At 50.7% G+C, this 19,470-nt stretch carries 15 protein-coding genes; 8 read left to right on the forward strand and 7 right to left on the reverse strand.

Going from position 1 to position 19,470, the window contains the following annotated elements; genetic code table 11:
• The first annotated feature begins 303 nt into the window (after window positions 1-303).
• Both ACO0LN_RS26595 and ACO0LN_RS26600 read left to right on the forward strand, forming a co-directional pair.
• Window positions 304-942 (forward strand): response regulator, encoded by a 639-nt coding sequence (locus ACO0LN_RS26595; RefSeq protein WP_422979144.1) that lies wholly within the window; start codon window positions 304-306, stop codon window positions 940-942.
• Window positions 943-1,022: 80 nt separating this feature from the next.
• Complete coding sequence (locus tag ACO0LN_RS26600) at window positions 1,023-3,545, forward strand: DUF4214 domain-containing protein (protein WP_422979146.1); 2,523 nt, start codon at window positions 1,023-1,025, stop codon at window positions 3,543-3,545.
• 77 nt (window positions 3,546-3,622) lie between these two features.
• On the opposite strand, the gene ACO0LN_RS26605 is transcribed toward ACO0LN_RS26600, so the two are convergent.
• Complete coding sequence (locus ACO0LN_RS26605; RefSeq protein WP_422979148.1) at window positions 3,623-4,579, reverse strand: TerC family protein; 957 nt, start codon at window positions 4,577-4,579, stop codon at window positions 3,623-3,625.
• Window positions 4,580-4,582: 3 nt separating this feature from the next.
• The gene (locus ACO0LN_RS26610; protein WP_162061325.1) at window positions 4,583-5,266 is read right to left on the reverse strand and encodes a Bax inhibitor-1/YccA family protein; all 684 of its coding nucleotides are present in this window, start codon (window positions 5,264-5,266) and stop codon (window positions 4,583-4,585) included.
• Window positions 5,267-5,429: 163 nt separating this feature from the next.
• On the opposite strand from ACO0LN_RS26610, the gene nhaR reads away from it, so the two are divergent.
• Window positions 5,430-6,341 carry a transcriptional activator NhaR gene (nhaR, locus tag ACO0LN_RS26615; RefSeq protein ID WP_422979150.1) on the forward strand — a complete coding sequence of 304 codons (912 nt, stop codon included), beginning with the start codon at window positions 5,430-5,432 and terminating at the stop codon, window positions 6,339-6,341.
• Window positions 6,342-6,428: 87 nt separating this feature from the next.
• On the opposite strand, the gene ACO0LN_RS26620 is transcribed toward nhaR, so the two are convergent.
• From ACO0LN_RS26620 to def, 4 genes are all read right to left on the reverse strand, one after another.
• Complete coding sequence (locus tag ACO0LN_RS26620; RefSeq protein WP_422979152.1) at window positions 6,429-6,998, reverse strand: FlgO family outer membrane protein; 570 nt, start codon at window positions 6,996-6,998, stop codon at window positions 6,429-6,431.
• 2 nt (window positions 6,999-7,000) lie between these two features.
• Window positions 7,001-7,678, reverse strand: a complete 678-nt coding sequence (locus ACO0LN_RS26625) for a hypothetical protein (RefSeq protein ID WP_162043941.1) — start codon at window positions 7,676-7,678, stop codon at window positions 7,001-7,003.
• A gap of 207 nt (window positions 7,679-7,885) precedes the next feature.
• Window positions 7,886-8,842, reverse strand: coding sequence for a methionyl-tRNA formyltransferase (fmt, locus tag ACO0LN_RS26630; RefSeq protein WP_422979154.1), 957 nt, complete (start codon window positions 8,840-8,842; stop codon window positions 7,886-7,888).
• The gene (gene def, locus ACO0LN_RS26635) at window positions 8,842-9,366 is read right to left on the reverse strand and encodes a peptide deformylase (protein WP_162061322.1); all 525 of its coding nucleotides are present in this window, start codon (window positions 9,364-9,366) and stop codon (window positions 8,842-8,844) included. Before def ends, fmt begins: the two co-directional genes overlap by 1 nt.
• Window positions 9,367-9,527: 161 nt before the next feature.
• Between def and ACO0LN_RS26640 the strand changes: the two genes are divergently transcribed.
• The 5 genes from ACO0LN_RS26640 (at window position 9,528) to ACO0LN_RS26660 (ending at window position 18,022) form a co-directional block, all read left to right on the forward strand.
• Window positions 9,528-10,625: a LysM peptidoglycan-binding domain-containing protein gene (locus tag ACO0LN_RS26640; protein WP_422979156.1), complete on the forward strand. Its 1,098-nt coding sequence runs from the start codon at window positions 9,528-9,530 to the stop codon at window positions 10,623-10,625.
• Window positions 10,626-10,650: 25 nt separating this feature from the next.
• Window positions 10,651-11,760, forward strand: coding sequence for a DNA-processing protein DprA (gene dprA / locus ACO0LN_RS26645; RefSeq protein WP_422979158.1), 1,110 nt, complete (start codon window positions 10,651-10,653; stop codon window positions 11,758-11,760).
• Between the two features lie 76 nt (window positions 11,761-11,836).
• Entirely contained in the window at window positions 11,837-12,301 is a 465-nt protein-coding gene (locus tag ACO0LN_RS26650) for a DUF494 family protein (protein WP_422953953.1), read from the forward strand.
• Between the two features lie 167 nt (window positions 12,302-12,468).
• Window positions 12,469-15,108, forward strand: coding sequence for a DNA topoisomerase III (locus ACO0LN_RS26655; RefSeq protein WP_422979160.1), 2,640 nt, complete (start codon window positions 12,469-12,471; stop codon window positions 15,106-15,108).
• 121 nt (window positions 15,109-15,229) lie between these two features.
• Entirely contained in the window at window positions 15,230-18,022 is a 2,793-nt protein-coding gene (locus ACO0LN_RS26660) for a DUF1631 family protein (RefSeq protein ID WP_422979161.1), read from the forward strand.
• Window positions 18,023-18,052: 30 nt separating this feature from the next.
• Here the strand turns inward: ACO0LN_RS26660 and ACO0LN_RS26665 are convergent, their stop codons facing one another.
• On the reverse strand, window positions 18,053-18,973 hold the full coding sequence (locus ACO0LN_RS26665; RefSeq protein WP_422979163.1) for a cation diffusion facilitator family transporter: 921 nt from the start codon (window positions 18,971-18,973) through the stop codon (window positions 18,053-18,055).
• Window positions 18,974-19,470: the final 497 nt, after the last annotated feature.

The raw sequence follows: 19,470 nt of genomic DNA on the forward strand, positions 1-19,470 counted from the left end.
AATCTGAATCTCAAATCGGCGCAAGAAAGCGTAAATTATACGTCAAATCAAGGGCTTGGGTATGGCGGGTGTTGGAGCTGTCGGTTTTTTACCATGACAAATGGCTTAGCAAAAAGCAATTCAGATGATAAAAAGATCAAGACTGGCAGCTAATCGAAGCGTGTCTGCAAGCCACACCGTATCTGAACTAACAGTTTTTACTTGCCGAATTGCAGTGACGGCATCAATATTCTGTCTGCACTATTAATTAAAGGTAATACCTGTGTACGATGTTTACTTTTTGCCTTCCTGCCAATAAATCAGATGAAAATTTCTGCCCTGATTATTGAAGACCACCCGATTTATCGTGATGCCTTGCTGCTATTCATGCGTCACCTGCTGGGGGAAGCACAAGTGGCCGCGGTTACTTCAACAGAAGAGGCCCTGGCACAGTCGGCCACTCACACCAGCTTGCGCCTGATTTTGCTGGATCTGCGTCTGCCAGGCATGAATGGGGTAGAAGCCATCTGTTCGCTACGTAAACATTATGCCGACGCTGCTATCGTCGTGGTTTCCGCATCTGAAGACAGGCGCGAGGTTGATGCCACTCTGCGCGCCGGCGCTAAGGCCTTTATTTCCAAAGCCGTATCCACCGATCTGATGATAGAAGTGGTGCGCAAGATACTGGCCAATGAAGCACTGGATAATCCCTGGATTACTTTGCGTGGCAAACAGGCCAACAAGGAAGAACCCCTGCTGGCATTGACACCGAGGCAGCAAGAAACCCTGATCCTGCTTTGCCAGGGCCTGTCGAATAAAGAGATAGGTCTGCGCCTGGACCTGGCAGAAATCACCGTGAAAATGCATGTGACCTCGATATTCCGGGTACTGAATGTCGTCAACCGCACCCAGGCCGTACTGGCCGCCCGCAGCCTCGGCTTATACACACCAGATCAAAACTGAGTACTTACTTACAACTGTTTCAAAAGTTGTTACAATATGTAAGTAACGAAATGTAGGCATGCTGATCTGGTTCTACCTGTTTGGCAAAGCCCATATCCATCCTGGCTGATGTTCGTGGCCTGGTTCTCCGTCGTCGCCTTCATCCTGGCCGTATTTTTCAAACGGCAGAGATTTTGCGCGCCTTGCAAAGCCGGCGAACACCTGCCCAGGAGCTGACCCAAGCACGTTTCCGTATTTTTATCTTTTATCGAAAAGGCCGTCTCATGGGCATCAACGCCAGCACCATACAAAAACTGTATATCGCTTACTTCAACCGTCCAGCTGATGTGGCTGGTTTGACTTACTGGGAAGGGCAATTGGATGGCAACAAGATTTCTCTCGCTGGCCTGGCCCAGTCATTCAGCGAGCAAGTTGAATATGTCGCGACTTATGGTGGGAAAAGTACTGCAGATGTTGTCACTGCCTTGTACAAAAACCTGTTTGGTCGTGCCCCCGATGCTGCAGGCCTGACATACTGGGCAACCCAAATCGATACGCGCGCCGTCAATCTGGGGACGGCAGCATTGGCGATCTTGAATGGTGCAACGCCAGACAGTCTCGACGGCATAACCATACAAAACAAGCTCAATTTCTCTGCCAACTTCACCGCCAGCCTGAATACCGCAGAAAAAGCCAATCTGTATAGCTCAGCTTATACTTTTGAAGTCATGCGTGGCATCTTGTCTGGTGTCACTGCAACTGGATTGCCTCCTAGCTTGGTCCCAAGTCTGCCGCTGAAGATCGCAGAAGCGACAAACGGCATTAGTGATATGGAGAGAATGCTGGGCATGGATGTGGTGGTTGATCTGAAAGGCGTACAGTTATCTACAGGTTACAAACTCGAATTGATGAACGGGAATAGCTCTTTCTCCATTCCGGTTACGCATGTTCTGACGACAGCAGAGGTGACAGCGCAAAAAGCGGTCTTGCATATTCCAGGTGGTATTAACTGGGGTGCAGATGGTGCGAAATCTCTGGGTATTAAGGTAACAGATATTTTTGGAAACTCCGGCAAGGTAGGGGCGCAAACGCCTGTGGTACTTGATACTACGCCACCCTTACTGCCAATTACCGGTCTTTATACAACGACCTGGGTCAATCAGGCACCTGTAGGTCTGGACTTTGTGATGGGAGAAATTCACTACCCTATACTTCCGGGTCAAATGACCGGGGGGACCGCCGCTATTTTGGAAAATAATACTGTTGTTGCCAAGATTTCCAATGTCAGTGCCAATGCGAGTTCACTGGACTTCTTTATTGATCCTGCGATAGCAAAGCAGGTTTACAACGATTACTACGTTGCCAGAAATTTGAGCCTGGTCCTGACAGATCAGGCTGGCAATTCCACGATCAGCAAAATAAGTGACTACCAAATTCTCAATAATCTGAATCGAAAAGTCGGTACGCCTGCCACTAATATCAGTATTTCTTCCACGGGAGGTAATGCTAATTTATACGTCAAGGCAGATATAAACGGTCTTGAGTATTTTTTAAGTAAGGCATATTTGAAAGTCAACGGTCAGGTCGTGGCTATAGACGATACAATTTCTTCGCTGGACCGCTCAGTTGACTTTAATGTCTTTTTCGCCAACAGTGTACAGGTGCAAAACCTGATCAATGCTGGCGGCGTCGTCTCGGTCGATATGATAGATCAGAATGGCACTGTCATTCCGAGTATCAACAATCCTAGCCTGGGCAGCAATCAGTTTGGAAGCCATACGGTATTGAGTTCGGCGGCTGTACCTCTGGAGTTGCCAACCAAAGGTCTTTACATCCGGTCTTATGCCAATACATCTTCCGGTGCTGCTTTTGTCATCAACGAAATCCAGTATTCCATCGTGGCAGGTCACAATGTTGGTGGCTCTGCCGTATTAATGGAAAATGGTATTGCACTTGCCAAGATTCCTTACATTGGTGCTAACGATAAAATGCTGGATTTTGTATTTGACACAGCACTTGCGAAGCAAGTCTATGAAGATTTCTTTACCAACCATAATCTGAGTCTGGTGCTGACAAATGCTTCAGGATATTCGATTACCAGTCGTCTGGATGAGTATAAAATAGGCTATGACTCTAGGTACAAGGATGGAGCACCTGCGACAAATATCAGTTTGATGCCTGTTGGTGGAACAGTAGTCGCAAATTCCGTCAATAGTTCCAACACCAATTTAATGGTCAAGGCGTCGATGAATGGGATGGACTATTTTGGTCAGAAAGCGTTTTTAAAAATTAATGGACAGATAGTCGCCAGCGACACTTATATTTCGTCGACTGACACAACTGTCGACTTTGATCTGGGTGCCGCAGACTCTGCACAACTGCAGGCGATTGTGAAATCAGGCGGTATTGTCTCTGTCGTTATGATGGACAGAAACGGCAAGGCAATCGAAAGCTCAGGCAATCTTTACCTGACGGCCAATTTTACGTCTGCATCTGCTCTGGCAACGGACAATTCTGAACTTGTAAACGAACATGCACAAGTGACTCCTGCCCCTGGTGCTGTAGTGGTGGATATTGTCGGACAGTCTCATGCCCAGCATGGCTATGAACTGGTGGCGCTCTGATATAAATAAAAAAAGCACATCACGGTCTTGCTGTGATGTGCCAAGGGGAATCGTAATTAAGTGAAGTGGTTTGGTGTTCAGTCCGCCTTTTTGCGGCTGGTGAGCAGGCTGGCAATAATCGAGCTGCCGAGCAGGGTGCCAATAACAATCAGTGAAACACTGGTCGGTACATGCATCCACTTCACGATGAGCATCTTGATACCGACAAACATCAACACAAATGCCAGGCCAAACTTCAGCAGGTGGAAGCGGTCAGCCATGTCTGCCAGCAAGAAGTACAGTGCACGCAAGCCCATGATGGCAAAGATATTTGAAGTGAAGACGATGAACGGGTCTGTCGTCACCGCGAAAATCGCCGGTATTGAATCCACTGCAAACACGACGTCGGATATTTCTATCAGGATCAGCACCAGGAACAGTGGCGTGAACAGGCGTTTGCCATTTTCCTTGATCGTGAATTTTTCCTTGTGAAATTCATTGGTAAATGGCAGCAGTTTTTTTGCCAGGCGCAAGACCGGGTTGGCTTCCAGGTCAGGTTCCTTTTCAGCTGCCACCAGCATACGAAAACCTGTGACCAGCAAGAAAATACCGAACAGATACAGAACCCAGGAGAACTGCGTAACCACCCAGCTGCCAGCCAGTATCATGATGATGCGCATGACGATGGCACCCAGTACGCCGTACAGCAAGACCTTGCGCTGATACTGCGGCGGTACGGCAAAGTGACCAAAGATCAGCAGGAAGACGAATACATTATCTACCGACAGGGACTTTTCTATGACATAGCCGGTCAGGAATTCCATGGCCTTGGCGGTCGCCACTTCCCGGCCTACCGTGTCAGACAAATAAATCCACAAACCAAAATCGAATATCAGGGCCAGGCTGACCCAGACCAATGACCACGCCGCCGCTTCCCTGACGCTGACTTTATGGGCGCGCGACCCACCGAGGGCCAACACGTCAATTGCCAGCATGAGTAGAACAAAAGCGATAAATACTGCCCACATCCAGGGCTGAGCGACGGAATGGATCATTTCTTATTCTTTCTCTATAAAGCCAAGCAACTGCAAGAGGCTGGTGAACAGGTTGAAGATGGTGACGTACAGGCTGACAGTCGCCATGATGTAATTGGTTTCGCCACCATGAATGATGTTGCTGGTTTCAAACAGGATCATGCCCGACATCAGCAAGACCATGACGGCAGAAATTGTCAGCGACAGGGCAGGGATCTGGAAGAAAATCGCGCCCAGGCTGGCTACAAAAGCCACCAGCATGCCCACCATCAAAAAGCCCGCCATGAAACTGAAATCACGTTTGCTGATCAGTACGTAAGCAGACAAGCCCATGAAGATCAGACCTGTCATCGCCATCGCCGTCATGACGATACCAGTACCGCCAGGCATGCCCAGGTAACGTGTCAGGATAGGACCAAGGGTATAGCCCATGAAACCAGTCAGGGCAAATACAGAGGCAATACCCCAGCCGCTGTTTTGCAGTTTAGTCGTGGCAAACAGCAGGCCAAAGTAACCGACCAGTGTCAGCAAGATGCCAGGGCCGGGAATATTGAAGGCAACCGTTGCTGCCGCAGTCAATGCGGAAAACAAGAGCGTCATGGACAACAACATATAAGTGTTGCGCAAGACTTTATGGCCAGAGCTGACATTACTGTCTCTATAGGCGACGGTTTGTGCGTCTGTGGCAGAGCGACTCAAGATTTTCATGCTTTTCTCCTGAAATGTTGAAGCCATGCATATGTGCAAATTGGCTGCACCTTCTCAACAGAAGGTAGAGATAGTGTAGGTCTTGCTGATAAACAAGAAAAGTCGAATATAATTGAAAATATGTTCGTAAAAACCGATGTATTGTCATAAAGAACGAATTCATATGTCCAAGCTCAACTACAAGCATTTGCATTATTTCTGGATGGTTGCCAAGACTGGCAGTATTTCCCGCGCCAGTGAGCAATTGCATCTGACGCCGCAAACCATCAGTGGTCAGTTGAGCCTGTTTGAAGAAATCCAGGGGGAAGCCTTGTTCCGCAAGAGCGGTCGCAATCTGGAACTGACCGAGGCCGGGCAACTGGTCCTGAGCTATGCCGATGATATCTTTGCACTAGGGCAAGAGCTGGAAGAAGTTTTGCATCATCGGCCCACCGCGCGCACCGTACAGTTAAGGGTGGGGGTCTCCGACGCTTTGCCTAAGCCCCTGGCTTACCGCTTGCTCGAACCTGCCTTGAAGCTGGAACAGACCCTGCGCATCAATTGCCGCGAGGGCAAGCTGGAAGTCTTGCTGGCTGATCTGGCTACTCATAAACTCGATGTCGTCATGTCAGACAGCCCCATGCCCGCTAGTGCCAATGTGCGCGGCTATAGCCATCAATTGGGGGAGTGCGGCATCAGTTTTTTTGCCACCGGGACTTTGTTGCAGCAATATCCGCAGGCTTTTCCTGCAAATCTGGACGCCGCGCCGTTTTTATTGCCGGGTGAGGATGCGGCCTTGCGCTCCCGTTTGTTGCAATGGTTTGATCAGCAGGGTTTGCATCCACGCATAGCCGGTGAATTTGATGACAGTGCGCTCATGAGCGCCTTTGGCCAGGCCGGGGCAGGGATTTTTGCCGCACCAACCGTGGTTGCTGACATGATCATGCGCCAGTATGACTTGCAGTTGCTGGGACAGACGGATGAAATCAGGGAGCAGTTTTATGCCATTTCAGTACAGCGCAAGCTGACCCACCCTGCCGTACTGGCGATCAGCCGCGCGGCGCGTATTGACCTGTTTGCCATGGGGGAAGAATGAGGTAGCCCCATGTTGGCGGCAATGCGCTGGAAATAAAAAAACGACAGCAATGCTGTCGTTTTTTATGCCTGAAGAAGCTGCCCCGGATTAACGGCGACCCAACAGAGTTTTGATGTTTTTATCCATAGGAATAGCGTAATCAACAGAGCTGATCACGGTATTGTCAATAGGTCGCACCAGTTTCAGGTTCACATAAACCAGTTTATCACCTTCAGCATAGGTACCAACAATCACTGCCTGGGCACTATGATTTTGAGCCACGTCTTTGATTTCACGTGTCAGCAGCAATTCGCCAACATTTTGCTTCATGAATACCTTGTCGCGGAATTTCATTTCCACCATTTTGTAGTCACGACGGGTGAACTGACCCGAAAGCTGCTCAGCAATGATGCGGCCAAAGGTAGAAGACTCTTCCAGGAAATTGATGTTAGCCAGGGTGGCAATAATCAATGGACGCGAAGGATCAAGCTTCAAACCAGCATTGTTGATCAACGCATCTGCTGCGCGCTGGTTGGCCGGGATAAATTCATTCGATTCAGCATCTTTCCAGGTTGGCACTGGTGACGCTGCTGCTGGTGGCGGCGTATTGCCCAAGCCCAGATTGGCACAAGCACTGAGTGCAATAGCTGAAGCGATGACGAGAGCTGCACTTTTCATCATTATTGGCCCCCAACAACACGGAAGTTGAAATCAGTGTCTTTATTGTAAAGCGTCCAGTCGTAATCCGAAACATAGTACGCGTCAGTACGACGGGCGATATATTGTGAATTCTTTACCAAAGATGTCGTTACGATCAACTCGTGCTGAGGCGTACGGCCTCTGGCATATTCCTGATTGACCCAGCTGGTCCAGTCATAAGCACCTGCCAGCGCGAGGCCGCCAAGAACCGCATCTGTTTTCACCGGTATGCCCAGACCATGTACTGCAGCAATACCTGCGCCTATTGCTGTCACACTGGTGAATCGTTTGTTTTGATGACGGTCAGGAGAGAAACGCACCAGCTGCGTTTCAATATTGATCACCTGTGCTGTGCCGTCATTGATTTTCCGTACGACAACGCCCTGATTGACCAGGGAAGTAATGATCTGCGTGTAGAAAGCCTGAGTGAACTGGCTGTCTTTTTCTGGTGGTACGACATAAACCGGTGCGCCTATCTTGTCGGTTCCGAGTTTGATCTGCTCTGCTACATCTTTTGCGATGACGAGCCAGTGCGACGCCGCTTGCAATTTATTTTGCGTCGTCGTCGGGAAATTGCCTGCTAATGGCGTTTCACTGTATGGAGTTGCACAACCTGCCAACAGCGCGGCTGCCAGGGCAATGGGAAGAAATTTCTTCATGAGCTCACCTTTTTTTAGGTCTTAGTCAGAGTTTTTGTTATCGAAAACGAAAATGGCAATAATTCAGTGTAAGAGAATACAACAAGTAGCCGCAGGCAACAAAGATTTTGCTTGCATCAAGGCATTAATTGAACTATTCCCGCAGATATCATGCACAGACCACTGTTTATTAAGGAAAGTTGTAGCTTTTTTGCTTCATTTTTTCAGCTAACTGAAAAAATTTCCTTCATTTAAAGCATGACCTTGCAGGAAATCTGCTACCGAAAGTCGTTTACCGCCGGGTTTTTGCAATTCGGTCAAGCTGAGCGAGCCTTGGCCACAGGCAACAATAACACCTTGCTCTGCATTCGCCGATAGTATTTGCCCAGGTTTATGGTTACCAGTTGTTTCAAACAGCTTTGCACCCCAGATTTTAAGGGTGGTTTCCGCATATTGAGCATGGGTGCCGGGAAAGGGGTTGAAGGCGCGTATCTTTCTTGCAAGTATCTCTGCAGGCAAGTTGAAATCCAGCGCAGCTTCTTCTTTACTGATTTTGGATGCGTAATTGACGCCAGCCTCGGGTTGAACGACAGGCGAGAGTTTACCAGTGCTCAATTGTTGCAAAGTAGCAACAATCATTTCACCACCCATGGCGGCCAGTTTGTCATGCAGGATGCCTGTGGTATCCGTGTCTTTAATGGCAACACTTTGCTTCAACAGCATGGGCCCGGTATCAAGACCTTCTTCCATTTGCATGATCGTGATGCCGGTCTCGGAGTCGCCTGCTTCTATCGCCCTGTGGATAGGCGCAGCTCCACGCCAGCGCGGCAACAGTGAGCCATGAATATTCAGGCAACCCAGGGGCGGTATATGTAATACCGAGAGTGGCAGGATCAGGCCATAGGCCGCTACTACCATGACATCGTGTGGCGTGCTCTTAAGCAAATCATGCGCTTCTTTGGCAATATCTGGATACTTGCCATCCAGGCGTAGCGATTGTGGCTGTGCCACAGGGATGCCGTGCTGCAGGGCAAATTGCTTGACGGCTGAGGCATGCAATTGCATGCCGCGGCCAGCCGGGCGGTCTGGCTGTGTCAGTACCAGAGGTACTTCAAAACCGGCCGCATGAATGGCTTGCAAGGCAGTGGCCGCGAATTCCGGCGTACCGGCGAAGATGACGCGCATTAACGTTCAGCCCGTCTGCGTTGCTCTTCGCGTTCTTCTTTGAGCATCTTGGTCTTGATACGGTTACGCTTCATGGGCGACAGGTATTCGACAAATACCTTGCCCTTGAGGTGATCCATTTCATGCTGTATGCAGACTGCCAGCAAGTCGGTCGCATGGATTTCAAAAGGTTTGCCATCGGCATCGAGGGCGCGCACCTTGACTTCGGCCGGGCGTTCTACGCCGTCGTAAATGCCTGGTACAGACAGACAGCCCTCGTCATACACCTTGCGTTCTTCACTTTCCCAGAGTATTTCAGGATTAATGAAGACCTGGAGCTGGTCATTGGTTTCAGATACGTCAATGACCACCAGTTGCTCGTGTACATCGACCTGGGAAGCCGCCAGGCCAACGCCGGGAGCGTCGTACATGGTGGCTGCCATATCAGCCACCAGGGTTTTCAGGCGTTCATCAAATTGTGTTACCGGTTTTGCCACTTTATGGAGGCGCGCGTCGGGGTAGCGCAGTATATTTAGTATCGTCATAAGACTTTTCACAACAAGCTTTGACGCTTATTGCGCAGTTTTTCTTGCTAGTTCAAGGATTTATGGGCAGAATTTGATTCAATTTGGCAAGTTTTGCAAGATTGCGCCTGCCTGCGCGCCTTCACTTGCGGTATTGCAGTATTTTGCATCGGATATTATTCATGAAAAAGTTTAGCACAATCGCTTCCGTCTTCGCTGTCAGTCTTCCCCTGATTTCTACCGGGGCGCTTGCTGCTGGTGGACAGGCAACCATCGCACAGGCAGAAGCTGTCGCCAGCAAAACCAAGTGCGAATTCTTGCAAGAAGCACCGGACAAGCATGTCGTTGTCAAAGGCGACACACTGTGGGGAATCTCCAGCATGTTCCTGAAAAACCCCTGGTGCTGGCCTGTGGTCTGGGGCATGAACCAGGAAGACATCAAGAACCCGCACTGGATTTATCCTGGCCAGATCGTCTATTTTGACCGCGTCAATGGCCGTTTGCGCCTTGGCAACCCCGGTGGTGTACCGACAGTCAAGTGGAATCCAAAATCACGTGTACAGGGTCTGGGCGAGAACGCGATACCGGCTATCCCTGCTTCTATGATTGAACCTTTCCTGTCCCAGCCGCTGATTCTCGAAGATAATGACCTGGCAGTAGCACCACGCATTATTGCTACCAAAGAAGGCCGGGTTAACCTGGGTCTGTATGAACAGGCTTATGTCCGTGGTGAGCTTGATGGCGGTACTTCCTTCCAGGTTTTCCGTCCGGGCAAACCACTGCACGATCCCGTCACCAAGGCCGTTATCGCCTATGAGGCGGAATATCTGGGCACCGTCAAACTGGAACGCGAAGGCAATGACGAAAGCGATGTACATACTTTCTCAGTAGTTCGTTCAAAACAGGAAATGGCAGTAGGTGACCGTCTGATGCCTATTCCTCCTTCGCCAATTTTGAGCTATGTGCCTCATCCACCCAAGGAAGATGTCGATGCCCGTATCGTGTCTGTTTATGGTGGGGTAGGTTCTGCTGGACAAAACCAGATTGTCGCTATCAACCGTGGCAAGAATGATGGTCTGAACCTGGGTACGGTATTGACCCTGTATAACTACGGCAGAGTAATACAGGACAAGACGGATGCGAATAAGTCAGTCAAATTGCCGGATGAGCCTATTGGTGACCTGTTCATCTTCCGCGTGTTCAGCAATATATCTTACGGTCTGATCATGCAGGTAAAAGATATCGTCAAAGTGGGCGACGCAGCCAAATCACCACGATAAATCACAACGACAATACAGTTTGTAGATGGAGCATTTGCCGGATGCACACCAGGACTTGATTGCCTGGTTAAGGCTGGAGCAAACGCCTGGCGTAGGCAATGAAACAGCGCGCCGTTTGCTCGCCCGTTTTGGTTTGCCTGCGCAGATTTTTGCTGCCAGCCATGCCGCGCTCAGTGAGCTGGTGTCACCAAGGCTGGCTAAAGCACTTTTAGTCAGCCCACCTGGTTTTCAAGAGCAAATAGATAAAACACTGGCGTGGCAGGAGCAGCCGGGTAATCTTGTTTTGACACTGGCAGACGCTGGCTACCCACGCTCTTTGCTGGAAATCCCTGATCCACCCCTGATGCTGTATGTCAAAGGCCGTGCTGCCTTGCTGGAGGCAGCTACGCTTGCCGTGGTCGGCAGCCGCAATGCTACCGTGCAAGGCATACGCAATGCCGAGCAATTTTCTGCGTCTTTAAGCAGTGCTGGCTTGTGCATCAGCTCAGGTCTGGCCGCCGGTATTGATGCTGCTGCCCATCAAGGGGCATTGACTGGCCCTGGCTCCACGATTGCCGTCATTGGCACCGGGGCAGATATTGTCTATCCGGCGCGTAACCGCAATCTGGCCCATTTGATAGCCGAGGGCGGCTGCATAGTTAGCGAATACTCACTTTCCACGCCGGCTCTGGCCCCCAACTTCCCGCGTCGCAATCGCATCATCTCTGGTCTGGCCAAAGGCGTGCTGGTGGTAGAGGCGGCAGCGCAATCTGGCTCCCTCATTACTGCCCGTATGGCAGCAGAGCAAGGGAGGGAAGTCTTCGCCATTCCTGGTTCTATTCATTCACCCTTGTCCAAAGGTTGTCACCAGTTGATAAGACAAGGTGCCAAACTGGTAGAGTCTGCGCAAGACATATTGGAAGAATTGCAATTCCATACCAAAACTGCGATCAGCCAAGCTCCGCCCCAAGCCAGCTTCATGGAAGCATCTGAAGAAGGACTGTTGAAAGAAATCAGTTTTGATCCTGTCCATATGGATATGCTGGCCAGCCGCACAGGTATGAACATTGCTGTACTGGCAACAGAATTGTTGAGCCTGGAATTGAACGGCCAACTGGAAGCTTTGCCAGGCGGCTATTACCGCCGGCTTGCCTGATAGCCAACTGAAAAGTCCACTGATAACAAATTGGCAGGGGCTTGTTTGAAATCGCTGCAAAGGCTAAAGTAGCAGCATGTTTGATATTCTTGTTTACCTCTACGAAACCTATTACCGTCCGGATGCCTGTCCTGACACGGCCGCGCTGACTAAAAAATTGTCGGCTGTTGGTTTCCCTGAGGATGAAATTTCCGAAGCATTGGACTGGCTCACGGGTCTTGCTGTCAATACGGCAGAACCAGCCACGGCAGTACCAGTCTCCAAGGGTTTCAGGATATATGCCGAGCAAGAAATTGTGGCCCTGGGTACACCAGCACTGGGTTTTATACAATTTCTTGAGTCTGCCGGGCTGCTGAATGCCAATCAACGCGAAATCGTGATTGAGAGGGCATTAGTTGTCAATGAGTCACCCCTGCCGCTGGATAAGCTGCGCATTATTGTCTTGATGATGTTGTGGAGCCAGGGTGCTGAGCCTGACATGCTGATGTTTGATGAATTATTGTTGTCAGATGACGACAACACAGGCAGGCTTTTGCACTAATCATTTCCTAAATGGAATTTTTATGACAAAAATCGCGCTTAGATTGCGGTTTTTCGTCTATCACGTTTAACATTCCCCGCAAATTTAGGTTAGTCTTACGCTTATTTTGCGAAATGTTGCCTATTAGACATTGGCAACCACGCTTTACACTATTCGAGAATCCCGAAATGACAAAAACGCTCATCATTGCCGAAAAACCCTCTGTCGCTAATGACATAGCGAAAGCGCTGGGTGGCTTCACCAAGCATGATGACTATTTTGAATCAGACAATTATGTGTTGTCGTCGGCCGTAGGCCATTTGCTCGAAATCACCGTTCCAGAAGAATATGATGTCAAACGTGGCAAATGGAGTTTCACCCATCTGCCGATGATACCGCCGCATTTCGCCCTGAACCCGATTGCCAAGACCGAATCGCGCCTGAAGGTGTTGAATAAGCTGATCAAGCGCAAGGACGTCACTGGCCTGATTAACGCATGTGACGCGGGCCGCGAAGGTGAGTTGATTTTCCGTCTGATTGCTCAGAATGCCAAGGCCAAGCAACCAGTCAGCCGTCTGTGGCTGCAGTCCATGACCACTGGTGCGATACGCGACGGTTTCCAGAAATTGCGCAGCGATGCCGAGATGATGCCCCTGGCCGACGCCGCCCGTTGTCGCTCTGAGGCCGACTGGCTGATTGGTATCAATGGTACCCGCGCCATGACAGCCTTCAACTCCAAGGAAGGTGGCTTTTACCTGACGACAGTGGGACGCGTGCAGACGCCAACCTTGTCCATCGTGGTCGAGCGTGAAGAAAAGATCAAAAAATTTGTTTCCCGTGATTATTGGGAAGTAAAAGCAGAATTTGTCTGCGCCGCCGGTATTTATGAAGGCCGCTGGCAAGACCACCAGTTCAAGAAAGATGAACACGATCCTGAGAAGCGCGCAGAACGTCTGTGGAGCAAGGCAGCTGCCGAATCCATTGTGGCTGCCTGCCGTAATCGTCAGGGTAATGTCACTGAAGAATCCAAACCAGCGACACAAATCGCGCCGCCGCTGTTTGACCTGACCAGTTTGCAGCGCGAGGCCAATGCCCGTTTCGGTTTTTCTGCCAAAAATACCCTGGGCCTGGCCCAGGCCTTGTATGAAAAGCACAAGGTACTGACTTACCCGCGTACTGATTCCCGCCATTTGCCAGAAGATTATCTGCCTACGGTGAAAGAAACTCTGAGCACCATTTCCGAGACCAATAATTATCATCAGTTCGCTTCGCAGATTCTGAAAAATAACTGGCTCAAGCCAAATAAGCGTATTTTTGACAATACCAAGATCAGTGATCACTTTGCGATTATCCCAACCGGTCTGGCACCAAAGAATTTGTCTGAGCCTGAGCAAAAACTGTATGACCTGGTGACACGCCGCTTCCTGGCTGTTTTCTTCCCGGCAGCAGAATTCCAGGTAACGACCCGTATTACTGAAGTATCCGGTCATCAGTTCAAGACTGAGGGCAAGGTCATGACCGCCGCTGGCTGGCTGGCAATTTATGGCAAGGACGCGCTGGAAGAAAAAGTAGATGGCGAAAGCAAGGGCACTCTGGTTGCTGTTGCCAAAGGCGAAAAAGTATTGACTGAACAGATCACTGCAAATGCGTTGGTCACCAAACCACCTGCCCGTTATAGCGAGGCAACATTGCTGTCCGCCATGGAAGGCGCAGGCAAACTGGTCGATGACGGTGACCTGCGTGAAGCCATGGCAGGCAAGGGCCTGGGCACACCAGCTACCCGTGCTGCCATTATCGAGGGTTTGCTGAACGAGAAATACCTGCTGCGCGAAGGCCGCGAAATGATGCCTACCGCCAAAGCCTTCCAGTTGATGACCTTGTTGCGCGGTCTGGGCGTAGATGAATTGACTTCACCAGAACTGACCGGTGAGTGGGAATACAAGCTGTCGCAAATGGAGAAAGGCAAGATCAGCCGTGAAGAATTCATGCGCGAAATTGCCCAGATGACCCAGATCATCGTCAAGCGTGCCAAGGAATACGACAACGACACTATCCCTGGTGACTATGCGACCCTGCATACACCATGCCCCAACTGTGGTGGCGTGGTCAAAGAGAACTATCGTCGTTTCGCCTGTACCAAGTGCGAATTCTCGATGAGCAAGACACCAGGCAGCCGTCAGTTTGAAGTAGCTGAAGTCGAAGAATTACTGGCCAAGCGTGAAATCGGCCCGCTGCAAGGTTTCCGCTCCAAGATGGGACGCCCATTTGCAGCCATCCTGAAGATCGTGCCTGATACTGAGCACAGTAATCTGAAGCTGGAATTTGATTTTGGCCAAAACCAGGACGAAGGAGAAGATGGGGAACCTGTCGATTTTTCCGAACAAACTTCGCTGGGACCTTGTCCAAAATGTGGAAATGGCGTGTATGAGATGGGCCTGGCCTATGTCTGCGAAAAAACCATGGCCAAACCCAAGGCTTGCGATTTCCGCAGCGGCCGCATTATCCTGCAACAAGAGATATTGCCTGAGCAAATGAGTAAATTGCTCAATGACGGCAAAACGGATTTGTTGCCTGGTTTTATCTCGCAACGTACCCGTCGTCCGTTCAAGGCTTTCCTGGTGCGTGGCAAAGACGGCAAAGTCAGTTTTGAATTTGAAGAGCGCAAGGCCAAAGCCCCTGCCGCCGGCAAATCCAAAGCCAAAGCTGAGCCTGATGCAGAAGCCACGACTGAAGTTGCAGCAACCAAGACGACCAGGGCCAGGGCAACAACTGCAGCCAAAGCAGCGCCAGCCAAAAAAACCGTGGTCAGGAAAAAGAAGGCAGCCTGATCATTTATCCTGCTGAATCAGGATAAACTTTGCCAGTAAAGCGTCATGTCGGGCGCTTTGCTGGCAGAGTCCGTCATTTTCGCGTATTGTTAAAAGGTGATTTTCTAGATATAGGGTGCACATGGCCGCAAACGAGTCTTTATCCAGTGCTCGCGCTGAATTTACTCATGCATTTAATCATGCAGTACCCGGCATTCTGCCCGAAGCTTTGGAAGCATTACTGACCAAGGCGAATTACAACGGTACCTCATCGGCAGACAAAAGCCGTATCGTCAATGCACGCGCCATCCTGCCAGAAAAATGGGATGCCATTTCCCGTGCCATGCCTGTCCACCTAGTTCAATTACTGGACCGCAGTATCACTACGGCTTATAGCACTTTCCGTCCCGCCTCTGCCTTGGGCAAGGCGACTGAACTGGCTTTGCTGGATTCTTCTACCTTTGAGACCACACTGCGCTTTAATGAAATGACGCAGAATTTCCGCGACAAGGCAGGACAAGCCTTGCTGGATTTGAATATACGTATTGCGGTCTTGTTTGGGCAGGATGATATACGCGAGAGGGAAAATCCCTTCCGGCCTTATTTGCTGGCACGCTGTATTTTCCTGGCGGTAGAGGAACAGAAATTATCGCAAGAAAGCGAAGCCATCCTCATCGAGCAACTCGGCGAAACCTTTGCCGCTACCATGGCTGGCATCTATGAAGCGGCCAATTCTGCACTCGAACGCCAAGGTATCAGTGCCAACCTGGCACTCAAGATCAGCAAGGCACCCGAATCACTGCAGACACGCAGCCCAGCCGCTGGCGGCCAAGGTGGCTATGGTGGTGCAGGTGGTGGTACGGGTGCTGCTGGTCCCGGCGGTGCTGGAGCTGGGGGCGGGCAAGGCGCTTACTCCACCATGCAGGCCGGTGTGTTCCCTGGTGCGCAGGCAGCGCAGGGACAGGCTCAGGTACAAAACCAGGGCGCATTTCCGGCAGCGCAACAAACATCCATGGCCAGCCCCGGCGTGCGCCTTGAACAATTATTCCAGACCGTGCGCGGCAAACCGCTGTCCCTGCCTGCTGCGACTCCCGTACTTGGACAAAATGCAGGCGGTATGCAAGCGTCAGTACCCAATCCCTATGCTGACATGCCATCGCCAGGCAGTCCCCCCGCCAATGCCGGGCCAGCCTGGCTGAGTGGCGACAGGGCACTTGGTGGTGTACTGAGACAGGCTTTTGGCGAAGTCTCCCCCGCCAGCCAGCACAGGGATAAACATAGCGAAGGCGCTATTCCGTTTACTGCCAGAGAAAATTCCCAGAGCAGTTCAGCCCAGGCAGGTGCTCAGGCACGCACTGGCCAATTTGCACATTCTGGCTTACCAGCGTCGGCAGGCCCGCGTAGCAATGATCTTATACAGGTGCCAGCCGCCCTGGTCGCCTCGCATCTGCAGAATATAGAAAGCCAGTTGAAGCAAAGGGTGGAAGCACAAGTCCTGCCGCCAGAAATGAGCATGGGTTTGTCAAAGGTCCTTGGGCAAATGCACAAGGTCATGGTGCCTGACAGTTCAGCCATGAAGGATGAAAAGGGCGAAATCCGTAACCTGATACGCGAGCACAAGGACGCCTTGTACAGTCTGGCCAAGGATACTGAAGAACAGATGTGCATAGACCTGGTTGCCATGCTGTTTGAAGTCATGCTCTGTGATGAGCTAGTGCCCTTTAATATACGTATCAGCCTCGGACGCCTGCAGTTCCTGATCCTGCAACTGGCCCTGAAAGAAAAAAATCTGCTGAGTGATGGCAAACATCCAGCCCGTCTTTTATTGAACCGGATTTGCTCGATTGCCTATAGTGCCCAGCAAATCGGTGATGTCGATAACCACGTTACAGAAGAAATTGCCCGCATCATCAAGACACTGATGCGGCATGACAGTGATGTACCAGAATTATTTTCACGCATACAGAACAGGTTTGAAACCTTTATTTCCCGTGAATTGCGTACCAATAACCAGCACATACACCGCACCGTAAAAGCCCTGGGTGAAGCCGAGATCCGTTTCATGCGCTTTGCCTGCATCGCTGTGGCGATCAACAAAGCCATGCCAAAAGTGAATGTGGAGATGTCATTCCGCAGCTTCCTCAGGAAAGAATGGGTCAGGGCGATAGAAGCGGCTGAAAGAACTGATGCGCTGCTGGCCAGGCGTTATCGCTTGTTGGTACCGGACTTGTTGTGGAGTGTTTCCCCCAAACTCGATAACGACGACCGCAACTTGCTCTCGTCCATGCTGCCTGCCATGGTGGGTACACTGCGTCATGGCATGGACTTGATGGAACTGGAAAAATCCAGGCAACAAAAACTATTGAACTGGCTGGCAGAAGCCCATGCCCAGGCTCTGCGCCCGGCAGCAGACAGCAAAAAACCGCAAGGCCTGAGCCTGCCTGCCATGCATGAACGCTTCGAACAATTTACCAATCAACCAGATACGATAGAACATTCCGAAGTTCATCATTATGAATTCGCCAGGGAGATCTATCAGCAAGACGTGTTCGCGGAACTGGGTTTGCATACCAGGATGCTGGACAAGGAAGTTCAGAGGCCTGAGCTGCCTGCTGAAACGGCGATTGTTGCTGACGCACCAGCTGAGCCTGAGCTCAATCCAGCCTATCTTGAGCGCATAGTCTGCGGTGCTCTGGTCGATATCAAAACCGAGAAGCTCAATGCCAAAGCCTGTTTGCGCTGGGTAGATCCGAATCTGATGTATGTCGTGCTGAGTCTCAAAGGGGACGACTTCCCTGCGGTACTCAGCATACGCGTGCTGTGCCAATTGCTGGACACGGCCAGACTGCGTTTTGTCGAAGACGAGCCCCTGTTTGAACGCGCCATCCATACACTGCTCAGGTCTGCCGATGAAGTCGATAATGTGCGGGTATAAGACCCGCACGTTTCAGACTGATCGCTTTGCTTAGTCGTCGGTACTATCGATATCCGGCTCAAAGAAACACCACTTAGCTTGCGGCCAGTTGCTTTGTATGCCGTCTTCCACTTCATTGATGGCAGCAATCAGCGCCTGGTCAGAACCCTGGGGGCGCATTTTTGCCTGTACTGCGATCATCAACTGTTCACCCCATTGCAAGGTAATCAGGTTGATGACGTGATCAACATGCGGATGGCTCTCTATATGGGCACGAATCGCATCATTGACTTCTGGCGCAGCAGACTCACCGGTAATCATGGCCTTGACTTCCCTGATGACAAAGAATGCCACCGCCATCAAGAGTACACCCACGACGATAGAACCTATCGCATCCCAGATCGGGTTGCCGGTTACGACCGACAGCACCACCGCAACAAAAGCCACAGCCAAACCAGCCAGGGCAGCGATATCTTCACCCGCCACCACCATTAATTCAGACTGACGGGTCTCGCGGAACCAGCGGAAGAAAGACTTGCCACCAGCTATCTTGCGTATCTCCAGCATCGCCCCATACAGTGAAAATGCTTCCAGGGCGACAGAAATACCCAGTACCACCAGCGCAACGATAGGGTTCTTCAGTGGTTCAGGATGTTTCAGGCGTTCCACGCCCTCCAAAACAGAAAACGCACCACCCAAAAAGAACAACAACAAAGCCACCATCATGGCCCAGAAATAAACGACACGCCCATAGCCCATGGGGTGAGATGCATCTGGCGCCCGCTTGGCCTCCTTCAAACCCACCAGCAAGAATATCTGGTTGATACAGTCAGCCGTAGAATGGATCGCCTCTGCGAGCATGGCCCCCGATGCCGTAAAGATGGCCGCGCCAAACTTAGCCAGGGCAATACCGCCATTGGCACCCAGCGCATAAAAAATCGCCTTGGTAGAACCTTCTGAATTCGCAGACATGAGAATAATTAAAAGTGAGAAAAACCTAACCTTACTTGATTTCTCTGCAAATAATCAATCAGGCATTCTGAATGTTTGCCTTTGCAGAATTTGTTTTTGGTGGATACATGTATAGAGAGCTGTTTGTCCCGATAAATTCTTTCAGCCATGAGGTGATGCAAGCATGCCGTAAAGCTGAAAACCCCCATCCCCTTCAAGGGGATGGCGTCGGGGTTTCAAAAAGCATGCTTTGTGCCGACAGAATCTAAGCTGCCTGTGAGCGGCACGGTGGAGTGGCAGGGATGGAGATGGTTTTCGGTTGATCAGCGAAATCAGCGCTATATAGATAGCCCTCGAACAACCCGTCGCTCCTGCGCGCAGCGCACCCTGCTGCTTTTCTACAAACGCCCTAAATAATTTACGCCAGGGTATTGCAAAGGGGTGAGGAAGTTTGCTATAGTTCGCCTCCCGCTGAAGAGCGGGCGAGAAGAGAAGCAAAGCCAGAGATTGAGCGGAGA

It is taken from the genome of Undibacterium sp. TC9W, assembly GCF_049339865.1.
Taxonomy (GTDB): Bacteria; Pseudomonadota; Gammaproteobacteria; order Burkholderiales; family Burkholderiaceae_D; genus Undibacterium.